Source organism: Ferrimonas balearica (assembly GCF_019802085.1).
GTDB lineage: Bacteria > Pseudomonadota > Gammaproteobacteria > Enterobacterales > Shewanellaceae > Ferrimonas > Ferrimonas balearica_B.
In genome coordinates, this window is sequence record NZ_JAHVHV010000001.1 from 130,733 (window position 1) to 144,959 (window position 14,227).

Annotated in this window: 13 protein-coding genes; 8 read left to right on the top strand and 5 right to left on the bottom strand. The window is 67.0% G+C overall.

Translation table 11 applies throughout. The features are described from left to right. The first annotated feature begins 83 nt into the window (after positions 1-83). Complete coding sequence (gene proB, locus KUV81_RS00665; protein WP_222543317.1) at positions 84-1,223, top strand: glutamate 5-kinase; 1,140 nt, start codon at positions 84-86, stop codon at positions 1,221-1,223. Continuing rightward, a complete protein-coding gene (locus KUV81_RS00670; protein WP_222541915.1) occupies positions 1,220-2,476 on the top strand; it encodes a glutamate-5-semialdehyde dehydrogenase in 1,257 nt (418 codons plus the stop codon). The genes proB and KUV81_RS00670 overlap by 4 nt, the downstream gene beginning before the upstream one ends. 59 nt (positions 2,477-2,535) lie before the next feature. Here KUV81_RS00670 and KUV81_RS00675 read toward each other — a convergent pair whose 3' ends face one another. After that, on the bottom strand, positions 2,536-4,077 hold the full coding sequence (locus tag KUV81_RS00675; protein ID WP_222541916.1) for a methyl-accepting chemotaxis protein: 1,542 nt from the start codon (positions 4,075-4,077) through the stop codon (positions 2,536-2,538). A 136-nt stretch (positions 4,078-4,213) separates the two neighbouring features. On the opposite strand from KUV81_RS00675, the gene KUV81_RS00680 reads away from it, so the two are divergent. Then, complete coding sequence (locus KUV81_RS00680) at positions 4,214-7,078, top strand: M16 family metallopeptidase (protein ID WP_222541917.1); 2,865 nt, start codon at positions 4,214-4,216, stop codon at positions 7,076-7,078. A gap of 133 nt (positions 7,079-7,211) precedes the next feature. Continuing rightward, complete coding sequence (locus tag KUV81_RS00685; RefSeq protein ID WP_222541918.1) at positions 7,212-7,880, top strand: hypothetical protein; 669 nt, start codon at positions 7,212-7,214, stop codon at positions 7,878-7,880. Here the strand turns inward: KUV81_RS00685 and KUV81_RS00690 are convergent. Next, complete coding sequence (locus KUV81_RS00690; protein ID WP_222541919.1) at positions 7,877-8,773, bottom strand: U32 family peptidase; 897 nt, start codon at positions 8,771-8,773, stop codon at positions 7,877-7,879. The two genes, KUV81_RS00685 and KUV81_RS00690, sit on opposite strands and share 4 nt — an antisense overlap. Next, positions 8,770-9,765 carry a peptidase U32 family protein gene (locus tag KUV81_RS00695; RefSeq protein ID WP_222541920.1) on the bottom strand — a complete coding sequence of 332 codons (996 nt, stop codon included), beginning with the start codon at positions 9,763-9,765 and terminating at the stop codon, positions 8,770-8,772. Before KUV81_RS00695 ends, KUV81_RS00690 begins: the two co-directional genes overlap by 4 nt. Before the next feature lie 141 nt (positions 9,766-9,906). Between KUV81_RS00695 and KUV81_RS00700 the strand changes: the two genes are divergently transcribed. From KUV81_RS00700 to KUV81_RS00715, 4 genes are all read left to right on the top strand, one after another. Further along, entirely contained in the window at positions 9,907-10,308 is a 402-nt protein-coding gene (locus tag KUV81_RS00700; protein ID WP_222541921.1) for an SCP2 domain-containing protein, read from the top strand. A 44-nt stretch (positions 10,309-10,352) separates the two neighbouring features. Continuing rightward, complete coding sequence (locus tag KUV81_RS00705) at positions 10,353-10,739, top strand: MAPEG family protein (protein WP_222541922.1); 387 nt, start codon at positions 10,353-10,355, stop codon at positions 10,737-10,739. 101 nt (positions 10,740-10,840) lie between these two features. After that, a complete protein-coding gene (locus KUV81_RS00710; RefSeq protein ID WP_261389170.1) occupies positions 10,841-11,839 on the top strand; it encodes a plasmid segregation protein ParM in 999 nt (332 codons plus the stop codon). A gap of 10 nt (positions 11,840-11,849) precedes the next feature. Further along, positions 11,850-12,488, top strand: coding sequence for a plasmid partitioning/stability family protein (locus KUV81_RS00715; protein WP_222541924.1), 639 nt, complete (start codon positions 11,850-11,852; stop codon positions 12,486-12,488). Between the two features lie 52 nt (positions 12,489-12,540). Here the strand turns inward: KUV81_RS00715 and KUV81_RS00720 are convergent, their stop codons facing one another. Both KUV81_RS00720 and yegQ read right to left on the bottom strand, forming a co-directional pair. Continuing rightward, positions 12,541-12,792, bottom strand: a complete 252-nt coding sequence (locus tag KUV81_RS00720) for a YfhL family 4Fe-4S dicluster ferredoxin (protein ID WP_222541925.1) — start codon at positions 12,790-12,792, stop codon at positions 12,541-12,543. A 1-nt stretch (position 12,793) separates the two neighbouring features. Continuing rightward, positions 12,794-14,161 carry a tRNA 5-hydroxyuridine modification protein YegQ gene (gene yegQ, locus KUV81_RS00725; protein ID WP_222541926.1) on the bottom strand — a complete coding sequence of 456 codons (1,368 nt, stop codon included), beginning with the start codon at positions 14,159-14,161 and terminating at the stop codon, positions 12,794-12,796. Positions 14,162-14,227 lie beyond the last annotated feature (66 nt).

Below are 14,227 nucleotides of genomic sequence, written 5' to 3' on the forward strand. Positions count from 1 at the left end.
CCGCCTCCCCCTGGGAGGCGGTGTCGTTTCTGTGGCCTGGCGCGGCTGTGCTTTGCCCGGATTTTCGGTATAAAGAAAGGTTCCTGTATCTACCCGAGTTCTTTGTTCGAGTGAATCCGCTACGTTACCGCCGGATCGTGGTCAAACTGGGCACCAGCGTCCTGACCTCCGGCAGCCCCCGCCTGGACCGCGCCCACATGGTGGAGCTGGTCCGCCAGATGGCCCGCCTGCGTCAGGCCGGGTGCGAACTGATCCTGGTCACCTCCGGCGCCATTGCCGCCGGCCGCGAGCACCTGGGCTTTCCCGAGCTGCCCGACTCCCTGGCCAGCAAGCAGATGCTGGCGGCGGTGGGCCAGAGCCAGCTTATCCGCAGTTGGGAGCAGCTGTTCAACCTCTACAACCTGCACGTGGGGCAGATCCTGCTGACCCGCGCGGATCTGGACGATCGTGAGCGTTACCTCAACGCCCGCGACACCCTGCAGGCGCTGCTGGACAACGGCATCATCCCGGTGATCAACGAGAACGACGCCGTGGCCATCGCCGAGATCAAGGTGGGGGACAACGACAACCTCTCCGCCCTGGCGGCACTGCTGGGGGAGGCGGAGCTGCTGATGCTGCTCACCGACCAGCCCGGGCTGTTCGACGCCGATCCTCGCAGCAACCCCCAGGCCCAGCTGATCCCCGAAGTGGCCCACATCGACGACAGCCTGCGCCGCCTGGCCGGCGGCAGCGGCACCAACCTGGGCACCGGGGGCATGGCCACCAAGCTGCAGGCCGCCGATGTGGCTCGCCGCGCCGGTGTGGAGGTGGTGATCGCTGCCGGTCACGCCGAGGGGGTGATCGAAGGGCTGGCCCGGGGCGAGGCCCTGGGCACCCGCTTTCCGGCCCTGGCCTGTCCGCTGGACGGCCGCAAACGCTGGATCCTGGCCGGTCCGCCGCCGGCGGGCAGCCTGCATTTGGACGCCGGTGCCGTGAACGCCCTGGTGGCCAAGGGCTCCAGTCTGCTGCCCAAGGGGATCACCGCGGTGGAGGGGGAGTTCGCCCGGGGCGAGACCTTGATGCTCAAAGACCCGGAGGGCCAATTGATTGGCCGCGGCATCGCCCGCTATGGGGCGCCGGAGCTGCGCCGTTTGGCGGGCCAGCACTCCAACGACATTGAAACCCTGCTGGGCTACAGCTACGGCCCGGTGGCGATCCACAGAAACGACCTGGTGGTGTTATGACAACCAACCCGCTTTTGCCGATGGGCCAGCGCGCCCGTCAGGCCAGCTACGCCCTGCTGGCCCTGGGGGCGGCCCAGAAGAACGCCCTGCTGGGCGCCATCGCCGACGCCCTTGGTGAACACGAGGCAGCCATCCTGGCCGCCAATGAACAGGACATGGCCCTGGCCCGCGACGCCGGCCTCAGCGGTGCCATGCTGGACCGTCTGTTGCTGACCCCGGAGCGCCTGGCGGCGATCCGCGCCGACATCGGCACGGTGATCGCCCTGGCGGATCCGGTGGGCGTGGACATCGACAGCCGCCTGCTGGACAACGGCATGCGCCTGGCCCGGCGCCGCATCCCCCTGGGCGTCTTGGGGGTGATCTACGAGGCCCGGCCCAACGTCACCGTCGATGTGGCGGTGCTGGCGCTCAAAACCGGCAATGCCGCCATCATGCGCGGCGGCAAGGAGACCCTGCACTCCAACCGGGCCCTGCTGGCGGCCATCCACTCGGCCCTGAACGCCCAGGACCTGCCCACCGACGCGGTGCAGCTCATCAACAGCCCGGACCGGGCCCTGGTCACGGCCCTTTTGAACCTCGACAGCCACATCGACATGGTGATCCCCCGGGGTGGGGCGGGCCTGCATCAGCTGTGCAAGGAGCAGGCGCGGATGCCGGTGATCACCGGCGGCATCGGGATCTGCCACATGTACATCGACCGGGCGGCGGATCTCACCCGTGCCCTGCCCCTGGTGGAGAACGCCAAGGTGCAGCGCCCCACGGTGTGCAACGCCTTGGACACCCTGCTGGTGCACCAGGCCGTGGCCGCCGAACTCTTGCCCCAGGTGGCGGCCCGACTGGGCCCGCTGGGGGTCACTTTCAAGGCCAGTCCCGGTGCCTTGACGCTGCTGGGTACGGCCGCCGAAGCGGCGGGCGAGGGGGACTTTGACACCGAATGGCTGGCGCTGGTGCTGGGGGTGAAGGTGGTGGCCGACGTCAATGAGGCGATCGACCACATCCGGGCCCACTCCTCCGAACACTCCGAGAGCGTCATCACCGAAGATCGTCGCGTGGCCGACCAGTTTGTGGCCGCCATCAACTCGGCGGCGGTTTACGTCAACGCCAGCACCCGCTTTACCGACGGCAGCCAGTTTGGCCTGGGGGCGGAGGTGGCGGTGAGCACTCAGAAGCTCCACGCCCGCGGCCCCATGGGCCTGGAAGCCCTGACCACCTACAAGTGGGTGGGCACCGGCGACTACCACGCCCGGGGCTGATCCCGGCAACGCAAAAAGGGACGCCGAGGCGTCCCTTTTTTTGTCTCTGTGTGGTGGGCTCAGCCGAAGGTGCGGCCCAGGTTGCCGATCACCGCCACCTCCTCCTTGACCTGCTCGGCGGTCTGCTCCACCTGCTCGGCCTGGGTGAGGATGGTCTGGGTCAGCTGATGGATGGAGTCCAGGTTCTGGGCGATCTCGCCGGCGGCCATCCGCTGCTGACCGGCGGCGGTGGCGGTCTCCCCGGCCATCTGCTCCACCTGCTGGATCTGGCCGTTGATGGTCTCCACCTGGGCGGCGCTGTCCCGGGCGTGGCTGGCGCACTCGTCCGCCTGGGCCCGGTTGGCCTCCATCTGGGCCACCCACTGGCCCAGGGTCTGGTTCATCTCCTGCACGCTGGCCTGGATGGCGGTGGTGGCCTGCTGGGTGCGGCTGGACAGCGCCCGCACCTCGTCCGCCACCACGGCAAACCCCCGGCCCTGCTCCCCGGCCCGGGCCGCCTCGATGGCGGCGTTGAGGGCCAGCAGGTTGGTCTGCTCGGCGATGCCGTCGATCTCCTGCATCGCCGCCTCCACCTTCTCCGCCTCCTGGTGCAGTGAGCCGGCCCGGTTGGCGGCTTGGTCCACGCTGCGGGCCAGGGCGTCGATCCGCTCGGAGCTCTCCAGCATCGCCTGACGGGTCTGCTGGCAGGTGTGGTGGGTCTGCTGTACCTGCTCGGAGTTGCTCTCGGCGTGCTGGGCGATCTCGCCGATGGTGGCGTTCATCTCCTCAACTGCAGCGGCGATCTGCTCCAAACGGCAGCGTTCGTCGTCGATCCCCTCGCGAGCCTGGTGGGCGATGGCCACCAGATCCCGGGCCGAGTCGTCCAGCCGGCGACCGGCGTCGGCGGTGCGCCCCAGCACCCCCTGCATCCGGGCCTGGGCCAGGCCCAGCTGGAAGCGGGCCACGCTGGCGCTGCCGGTGCCCTCGTACACCCGGCGGCTGACGCTGTCGTACTCCTGTTGCAGCTGGGCCAGCAGCGCGGGCACCCGCACCGCCTCGTCCCAGAACAGGCCCGCCAGCAACGCGAAGCTGGCCAGGGCCGGCACCACCACCCAGGGGGAGAAGGCCCAGGCGCAGGCCCCCAGGATCCCAAGCCCCAGTACTGCGGCGATCCCCTGCTTCTGCCCCAGGGTCATCTCCCGGGACAGGGCCTTGCCCGATTGGACCCGCCCGTAGAGGGCGCTGGCGCGGCGGATAAGCTCGGGGCTGGCCTGGCGGCGCACCGACTGGTAACCGGTGATCCGGCCACCGTCGAAGATGGGGGTGACGAAGGCATCCACCCAGTAGTAGCGGCCATCCTTGCAGCGGTTTTTCACCACCCCGCGCCAGCTGCGACCCGCCTTGAGGTGATCCCAGAGGTCCTGGAAGGCGGCGGCGGGCATGTCCGGGTGACGCACTCTATTGTGGTTGTGGCTGACCAGCTCCGACTCGCTGTAGCCACTGATGCGGATGAAGTCGGCGTTGGCGTAGGTGATGATGCCGCGGGTGTCGGTGGTGGAGACCAGCTCGTCCTCGGGGCGGACCGGAACCTCTTGGTCGATGCAGTGGAGCGTCCTTGCCATGGTGATTTACATCCTGTTACGGGGAGTTTGTGTGAGCGCGATCCATTTTATCGGCTCGTTGTGGGAAAATCTTTATGATCACAAGCTAAGAGATTGAAATTTATTCATCTTTGTCGCAACAAGGAGAGGCGAAATCATGACGTTTCGGCACTGGCCCCTGGCGGGACTGCTGACCCTGGCCCTGTGGGGCTGTGGCAGCACCCCGGACAGCGCGGCACCCCAACCGACCCCCGATGAACCGACCGACCGGCTGTTCACCCTGGACTATCGCCAGCTCACCCTGGACAACGGCCTGACCCTGGTGATGGTGCCCACCGCCTACCCGGACGTGGTGGCGATGGAGATGACCGTGGGCACCGGCTCCCGCAACGAGGTGGAGCCGGGCAAGACCGGGTTTGCCCACTTTTTCGAGCACATGATGTTCAAGGGCACCGAGACCCACCCCCAGGCGGTGTACCAGGCGATGCTCAAAGAGCGCGGGGTGGATAACCGGGCCTACACCACCGACGACTACACCAACTACCACCAGGTGTTCGCCAAGGACCATCTGGAGACTATGCTGGCCCTGGAGGCGGACCGCTTCCAGAACCTGAGCTACGACGAAAGCACCTTCCGCACCGAGGCGCTGACGGTAAAGGGCGAGTACCTGAAAAACTTCGCCAGCCCGGTCAACAAGCTGTACGCCGGGCTGCGGGAGCGGGCCTACGTCCGCCACACCTACCGCCACAGCACAATGGGCTTCTTCGAGGACATCGAGGCGATGCCGGACCAGCTCGACTACGCCGAGCTGTTTTTCGAGCGCTACTACAAGCCCGAGTACGTCACCCTGACCCTGGTGGGGGACTTTGATCCGGACCAGGCCGAGGCCTGGGTGAAGCGCTACTGGGGCGAGTGGGCCCAGGGGGATTACCAGGTCACGGTGCCGGCCGAACCGACCCAGGTGGCCGCCAAGTACGATCACCTGCAGGAGGCCAGCGGCGGCCAGTACTGGTACGCCATCGGCTTCCACGGCCCCGCCTTCAGCGACCGCACCACGGAGTTTGCCGCCGTGGCCCTGCTCGGGGAGCAGTTCTTCGGCCCCAACTCCGCGCTCTACCAGCAGCTGGTGGTCAACGAGCAGGTGGCCAACCAGATGTTCCACTACTTCCCCCAGCGCACCGATCCCGGCCAGCTGATGCTGTTCTTCCGCTCCGGCTCCGAGGCGGATCTGCTGCGGGTGCGTGAGGCCCTGGTGGAGACCCTGGCCCAACTGCGCACCCAACCGATGGACGAGGCGGATCTGGAGCGGCTGAAAAGCCACCTCAAATACCGCTTCGCCAATGGCCTGGACAGCTCCAAGGCGATCGCCGATGTGCTGGCCACCTACCTGCACTTCGACCGGGACCTGGAGACCCTCAATCGCTACTACGCCCAGCTGGACCGGGTGACGCCGGCCGAGATCCAGGCCGCCGCCAACCGCTTCTTTATCGAGTCCGGCAGCACCGGATTGACCCTGGGCAGCGGTCCCGAATTGCCGGGCTTCGACGCCCCCCTGGGCCTGGAGGCCCGGGTCGCGGCCCTGGGTGAGGCCCCCGAGGTGGGCTTCGCGGTGCTGGATCAGCGCTCCGCCTCCCCCATCATCGATCTCAACCTGCTGTTCCACACCGGGGCCGCCTGGGATCCCGCCGAGGCCAAGGGGCTGGCCCAGTTCACCGCCCGGATGCTGGTGGACGCCGGCTCCGCCCAGCGCAGCTACCGGGATCTGGAGCAGGCCAACTACCCCTTGGGGGGCAGCCTGAGCGTCCAGGTGGACAAGGAGATGGTCAGCGTCCGGGGCCGGGTGCACAAGGACAACTTCGACGCCTGGTACCCGCTGTTTGCCGAGCGGGTGCTGAGCCCGGGGTGGCGCGAGGAGGACATCAACCGCCTGCGCACCGAGCTGGTCAACGCCATCCAGTCTGGCCTCAAGGCCGCCAACGACGAGGAGCTGGGTAAGGAGGCCCTGTACCAGCAGATCTACCAGGGTCACCCCTATCAGAGCCTCAACCTGGGCCGGGTCAGCCACCTGGAGGGGATCACCCCGGCGCAGCTGGAGACCTTCTACCGAGATCACTTCACCCAGGCCAACCTGACCCTCGGGGTGGCCGGGGATCTCTCCGACGCCCAGTTGGCCCGCCTGAAGGCGGATCTGGCCGCCCTGCCCGGTGAGGGGGCACAGCAGCCCGCCATTAAGGCCCCGGCACCCTTGGCCGGTCGCCAGGCGCTGGTGATCAGCAAGCCAGAAACCAAGGCCACCGCGGTGAGCTTCGGCTTCCCCATCACCTTGAACCGGGCGGACTCGGACTGGGTGGCCCTGTGGCTGGTGCGCTCCTACCTGGGGGAGCACCGCTCCGCCAACAGCTTCCTCTACCAGCGGATCCGGGAGCTTCGGGGGATGAACTACGGCGACTACGCCTACATCGAGTACTTCCCCCGGGGGATGTTCCAGACCCGGCCGGACGCCAACCTGGGGCGCTCCAGCCAGATCTTCCAGGTGTGGCTGCGGCCGCTGCGGGACAATCAGGACGCCCATTTCGCCACCCGGGTCGCGATGCACGAGCTGGAAAAATTGGTGAGCGAGGGGATGAGCGGCGAGGCCTTCGAGGCCACCCGCAACTTCCTCACCAACGCGGCGCCGCAACTGGTGGCCAGCCAGGACCGGCTGCTGGGCTACGCCCTGGACAGCGCCTACTACGGCACCGACGCCTTCGTCGAGACGGTGCGCGCCGGCCTGGCCTCCCTCACCCTGGAGCAGGTCAACCGGGTGATCCGCGAGCAGCTGGTGCTGGACAATATCCAGTTCGTTTTCGTCAGCCCCGAGGCCAATAAGATGGCCGAGCGCCTGCGCAGTGAGCGGCCCTCGCCCATGCGCTACAACACCGAGATGCCGGAGCCGGTGCAGGCGGAGGACGCGCGGATCCAGGCACTGCCTTTGGGGATCCGACGGGTGGAGGTGGTGCCTCTGGAGGGGCTATTCCAGTAAAATCCAACGGCACATCAACAGGATGAGAGCCGAAACCCAGAACGACAAACGCAGCCGATGGCTGCGTTTTTTCTTGCGGCGCTTTCGAGTATGCTGCCTGTTGGACCCGATTCAGAGAGTGTGCCGAACGGCGATGGCCAGCAACGACGGACAAACCCTGCTACGACTTGCCAACCGGCTGGGATCCCTGGGGATCATCATGCTGGTGCTGCCTTCGCTGCTGGCGTCGCTGGTGTACGTGGGCGAGGCGGGGGAGGCGTTCAACTTCCTCAACCACTCCCTGTCGGAGCTGGGTCGCTACGACTCCTCCCCCCTGGCGTTGCTGGTCAACGGCGGGCTGTTCTTCGGCGGCCTGTTCCTGGTGGTCAGCTTCACCTCCCGGGGCTGGCTGCGCCGGCGTCGGCCCATCAAGCTCTCCCTCAACCTCTCCGGGGTGCTGATGTCCTTGAGCGTCGCCGCCTGCGGCCTCTTTCCGGTCAACGTCGGCATGGTACACGCCTGGGCCATGACCGCCTTCTACGTCATGACCCCCATCTGCGCCGTGCTCTACTGCTTCGCCATCCTCACCGAGATCCCGCCCCGTTGGGGGGTGATCCCCGCCCTGGCGGCGGCAGGCTGCGCCATCGCCCTGTTGATGCGGCCGGACCGATTGCTGGCGCTGATGGACCGCTACCCCTATGGCCTGTTCGGGGCCGACCGGCCGCTGATCTGGTGGCCGGCCCTGCTGGGCTGGATGTTGCTGGGCTTCGTGGCCATCTGGCTGCTCTACGCCCTGGTGCTGGTCAAGCGCCGCAACGCCTAGTCGTTGGACAGCGCCACCGTCTGCTGCTGACGCTGCCAGAACTGACGCATCCCCACCACCGGCGGGTCAAACCGCTCCGCCCCCGCCTTCAGGGCGGATTGCAGATCCCAGGCCCATTGCCACTCCAGTGAGGGGCCCGGATCCAGCCGCAGCCAATCCAGTTTGAGTGCCCGCAGCGTGGCCAGGCTGTCCAGCAGATCGATGGGCCGGTCGCCGTGCACCTGCACGCCGTTGAGGGTCAGCAGGGGCTGGCCCTCCAGGGAGTGGGCCGGCTGGGCCCCCACCTGCTGACACACCGTCTCGCAGCGTTTGCGGTTGCGTCCGGCCACCCGGGCGGTGGCGCAGCGGGCGGAGACCGCCAGGGGCGGTTGGCCGTAGCCCAGCAGTTCCAGTTCGAAGCGCTCGCGCACCCCGGTCTGCTCCGCCTGGGCCATCAGGGCGCTGAGCACCGGCTGGGCCATCTCCAGCGGCGGCTGGTAGGTGGTCATCCCCAGCTCCAGCAGCCAGTTGAGGCTGTCCAGGTTGTAGATATTGAGGCCACTGCCGGCGACAAAGGGCAGGCCCGCTTCGGCGGCCGCCCCCACGGCGCCCATCTCGTTGGCCTCCAGGGTGATCCCCTCCAGCTGGCAGAGTGACTCCAGCAGGGCCAGATCCCGGGGGCCGGCCAGCAGGCTCAGGCTGGTCAGCACCACCTCCTTGCCGGCGTCGCTCAGGGTGCGGGCCAGGGTCATCAGGGTGCGGGGGGCCAGACGGTCACGCAGGGCGCAGACGCTCTCCCCCAGGTAGAGGCGCTCGAAGGGGCTGTCCAGCAGGGCATCCAGGTGGTCGTGCTGGGCGGTGCGGTCCATGGGCCACCAGTTGGGGGCCAGGCTCAATCGGATGGGGTGGGTCATTGCCATGGGTTCAGGTAGGGTCCGGTGGTCAGGGTCTGGCCCTCCGCCAGCTGGCGCAGGCGGGCCTGGGCGGTGGGATCGGTGCGGTAGCGTTCGGGATCGCGCCGGTAGGCGTCGATGGCCTGGCGCCACACCGCGGTCACCTCGGCACTGTAGTGGGCGCTGCGCTGGCGTCCCTCCAGCTTGAGCGCCGCCACACCGGCCCGGGCCAGGCGCGGCATCAGGGGCAGGGTGGAGAGGGAGCAGGGGCTGGAGATGGGGTGCTGGGTCTGCCCCGCCACCTGGTATCGTCCCTTGCACACCGTGGGGTAGCCGCCGGGCTGGCCCGGGGCGGCCCGGTCCAGCAGCACGCCATTAAGCCGGGCTTCGCGCCCCTTGGGGGTCTCCTGCCAGCGCACCAGGCTGGCCGGCGAGCAGGCGCCGCCGGAGTTGGGGGAGTGGCCGCTGACCCAGGTGGAGAGCTGGCAGCGCCCCTCGGCCATGACACAGAGTGAGCCGGAGGCGAACACCTCGATCTCCACCGGCGCGTCGGCCGCGATCCGCTCGATCTGCTCGATGTCCAGCACCCGGGGCAGCACCGCCCGGGTGATGCCGAACTGGCGCTGGAACAGCCTCAGGGCCGGCAGGTTGGCGGCGCTGGATTGCACCGACAGGTGGCGCTCCAGGTCCGGATGGCGGCGACTGGCGTAGCCCAGCAGGCCGGGATCGGCCATGATCACCGCGCTGACCCGGGCCTCGGCGGCCAGGTCCACCGCCCGGTGCCAGCGTGCTTCCTGGCCCGGCTGGGGGAAGGTGTTGATGGCCACGTACAGTTTGCGGCCGGCGTCCCGGCACAGTTGAGCCGCCCGAGCCAGCTCGTCCGGGGTGAAGTTCAGGCCGGCAAAGCGCCGGGCGTTGGTGTCGTCCTTCAGGCCGACGTAGACGGCGTCGGCCCCCTGGGCCAACGCGGGGGCCAGACCGGCCAGGTTGCCCACCGGGGCAAGCAGCTCCATGGCGAAACTCCGAAAGTGGGGGAGAAAAACTCAATCGCTCACCTTAGCAGCGGGATCGCGGTCATTTCTTGATGTAAAACAGGATCGGGATCGAACTGCGGCGTTATCATCCAGCGATCCCGGTTCCTTGTTGGAGATGCCATGCTGCCCCGCCCCCCCATTGCCCCGATTCGGGCGCTGTTGTTGCCCCTGTTTCATCATCGCCTGGCAGACCCGCTGGCGGCGGGGGAACTGGCCTTTCTCGAGGGGCGCAGCGTGGCCCTGGCGGTGACCGGGCTGCCGCTGGGCTTGGAGGTGGGGGTACAGGATGGGGCCTTCTGGCTGGATTGGGCCCGAGCCGACGCCGAAGCGCAACTGACCGGCGAGGCCCGGGCGCTGCTGCTGATGGCCCTGGGGATCGCCGACGGGGATGCCCTGTTTTTCCAGCGCCGGCTGGCGATGGAGGGGGATACCGAACTGGCGATGGAGCTCAAATCCCTGCTGGCCCGCTACCCCCTGCTGCCCCGGGCCCCCAAACCCCTGGAAACCCTGCTGGCCCGGTAACGGGTCTATACTCTTAAGGCATTCAATTCCTTAGGAGAAATCCCATGCCCCTGGTGCTCTGGTCACTGGTCCTGCTGCTGTTGCTCCCCTATGTGCTGGCGGGACTGGGAGGCTATTACAAGATGCGCCACCTGGGGGGGCTGGACGTTCACCATCCCCGGCTGCAGGACGCCGGCCTGGCGGGGATGGGCAACCGCATCCGCGCCTCACAAAGCAACGCCTGGGAGGCCCTGGCGTTTTTTGGCGCCTGCGTGCTGGTGGCCCATCTGCGCGGTGCCGACCTCGACGCCCTGGACCTGCCCGCTTTGCTGTTTGTCGCCACCCGCCTGGCCCACCCGCTGCTCTACGTGGGCAATCTGCCGCCGCTGCGCACCGCCGTGGTGCTGCTTGGGGTGGGGCTGGGCCTCTATTTGGCCATTTGGGCCGGATAACATTTCAGTTTTCCCGATCCCCTGTCGCATTAGCCCACGTAAGTGGGCTTTTTTCCTTTGGGCTTTTCTTTTTTGAGGGATTTGGGATGGCGTTAGCCAAGATGAAATTTGCCATTGATGATGGTTCCACCAACGTCAAAATCAGCTGGATCGAGGGGGGGCAGCTGCGCAGCGTGATCTCCCCCAACTCCTTTCGTAAGGATTGGAAGAGCGCGGCGCTTTTGAGCGACAAGAAGGTGTTCAACTACCAGGTGGGCACCACCAAGTACACCTTCGACGCCACCTCCGACAAGGCGCTGGCCACCACGCACGTGGCCTACCAGTACGACGATCTCAACCTGCTGTCGGTGCACCACGCCCTGCTGCAGACCGGCGTGACACCGGGCCCGGTCAGCATCATGGTGACCCTGCCGATCACCGAATACTACAACGCCGACGATTGCCAGAAGAACGAGGTGAACATCGCCCGTAAGAAGGCCAACCTGATGCGGGCCATTGAGCTCAACAAGGGGGAGCTGTTCGACATCGTCGAGGTGGAAGTACTGCCGGAGAGCCTGCCGGCGGTGCTCACCACCTTGATGGACTCCGGCGTCAACGAGTTCACCAAGTCCCTGGTGATCGACTGCGGCGGCACCACGTTGGACATGGGCGTGGTGGTGGGGGAGTTTGACGACGTCTCCGCGGTGTACGGCAACGCCGAGATCGGGGTCTCCATGGTCACCGACGCCGCCCGCAAGGCCCTGGCCGCCGCCGACAGCGACGCCAGCTACCTGGTGGCCAACGAGCTGATCAAGCGCCGAGACGACCGCGCCTTTGTCGAGCAGGTGATCAACGACCTGTCCAAGGTGGAGTGGGTGATGGGTCGCATCGAGGAGAAGATCGCAGAGTTGGGGGCGGCGGTGGCCTACGAGGCCAAGACCTTTGCCCGCAACCCCAACCGCATCTACCTGGTGGGCGGCGGCGCGCACCTGGTGGCCCCGGCCATCCGCGACGCCTACTCCACCCTGGGGGACAAGGTGGTGGTGGTGGACGAGCCCCAGTCCGCCCTGGCCCGGGAGATCTGCTGCTACCACGCGGCGGACGCCGCCGAGGCCAGCTAAGGAGGCCCCCATGCGGTTAAGTTGCAGTTTTACCCTGAGCCCGGACCAGCACGAGGCGGACGCCTTCGCGGTGCAGACCCTGAAGGCCTGGCAGCTGGCGGAGCAGGGGCGGGGCGACAGTGCCGAGGTGCAGCGTCAGCGGCGCAATGCCTTTCACCGCCAGATCTACCTCTCGGGCCTCTTCCTGCATCAGCTGGCCCCCAAGCTGCCGGCGCTGCTGGCCGAGGCGTTGGGGGAGCGGGTCAGCGCCCAGACCCTGACCGCCCTGGCCGAAGGGGCCGGCGTCAGCCTGGACAGTCAAAGTGGCCTGTCCGAGCCCCAGTGGCAGAAGCTCACGGCCCTGATGGCCACGGCGCCGGCTCCGGCGCCCAATCCGGAGCCCGGGTTTGATCCTGCGCCCCTGCTGGCGGCGATGGAGGCCCTGGGCCAGGCACCGGCGCTGGGCGATGGCAATGCCGAGGTGCTGATGGCCCTGGCCTCGGAGATGGAGGCGCTCAAGGAGGGGCAGGACACCGCCCTGGCCCAGCTGTCGGCACTGAAGCGTCAACTGGCCGAGCAGGACCGTCCGGTGACGGCCCCGGCGGAGGCGGGAGCCCTCTCCAGCCAGCTGGACAAGGCGCGCAAGGTCAAGGAGAAGGGGCTCTGGTAAGCCCCTCAGCACCATCAAAAAAGGCAGCCCGTGGGCTGCCTTTTTTGATGGTTCAGGCCTTACCTGTAAGGATCAGGTACTTGGCCATCAGGGTGTCCTGGTCTTCGGTGTGTTCCGGGTCCACCTCGATGCAATCGATGGGGCAGACGCTGACACAGGTGGGCTTGTCGTAGTGGCCCACGCACTCGGTGCAGCGGTCCGGATCGATCTCGTAGATCTCCTCCCCCATGGTGATGGCGGCATTGGGACACTCCGGCTCACACATGTCGCAGTTGATGCAGGTGTCGAGGATCACCAGCGCCATCTTAACCCTCCTTGGCCTGGGGGTTGCGGGTGGTCTGCCCCTCCCCGAGGTTGCGCATCAGGATGGCGTGGGAGAGATCCAGCTGCTCCGGCAGGGGCAGGTACATGGTGTGGCCGTTGCCCGGCGCCACTTCCACGGATTCGCCCTTGCGGTTCTCGATGTGGCCCAGGCTCAGGTTGAGGTTGCCCTGGGGGGTCATCAGCTCCACCTGGTTGCCCACCTCGAAACGGTTCTTCACCAGCACCTCCGCCAGGCCCTGGGCGTTGCGCTCGCCGGTGAACTCGCCCACAAACTGCTGCTTGTCCGACACCGAGTAGCCGTAGTCGTAGTTCTGGTAGGCGTCGTGGGTGTGGCGGCGCAGGAAGCCCTCGGTGTAGCCCCGGTGGGCCAGGGACTCCAGACTGTGCATCAGGCTGGCGTCGAAGGGGCGGCCGGCGGCGGCGTCGTCGATCGCCTTGCGGTAGAGCTGGGCGGTGCGGGCCACGTAGTAGAAGCTCTTGGTGCGCCCCTCGATCTTAAGGGAGTGCACACCCATCTTGGCCAAGCGATCCACGTGCTGGATCGCCCGCAGGTCCTTGGAGTTCATGATGTAGGTGCCGTGCTCGTCCTCGAAGGCGGGCATGTACTCACCGGGGCGGTTCTCCTCCTGCAACAGGAAGATGCGGTCGGTGGCCGGGCCTTCGCCCAGGGTCGGCTGCTGGATCTGCACCTCGGGCTGCATCGCCACCACATCGCCGGAGGCGTCCTCCTTGGCTTCGTGGACGTCGTACTTCCAGCGGCAGGCGTTGGTGCAGGTGCCCTGGTTGGGATCCCGCTTATTGATGTAGCCGGATAGCAGGCAGCGGCCGGAGTAGGCCATGCACAGGGCACCGTGGACAAACACCTCAAGCTCCATCTCGGGCACCTGGGTGCGGATCTCCTCGATCTCGTCCAGGGACAGCTCCCGGGAGAGGATCACCCGCTCCACCCCCATCTGCTGCCAGAACTTCACCGACGCCCAGTTGATGGCGTTGGCCTGCACCGACAGGTGGATGGGCTGATCCGGCCATTTTTCCCGCACCATCATGATCATCCCGGGGTCGGACATGATCAGCGCATCGGGCCCCATCTCAATTACCGGTGTTAAATCTTTGATAAAAGTTTTAAGTTTGGCGTTGTGAGGGGCGATATTGGAGACCACGTACAGCTTCTTGCCCTGGCCGTGGGCTTCTTCGATCCCGGTGGCCAGGTTCGCCAAATTGAAGTCGTTGTTGCGCACCCGCAGACTGTAACGGGGCTGGCCGGCGTAGACCGCATCGGCCCCATAGGCGAAGGCGTAGCGCATGTTCTTCAAGGTCCCGGCGGGGGAGAGCAGTTCGGGTTTGTGCATGGTGGCCTCAAGGGGAATCATCGCGGCCGGCAATTCTACTGCCGGGCCTGGCCTGTTGCAAATGTA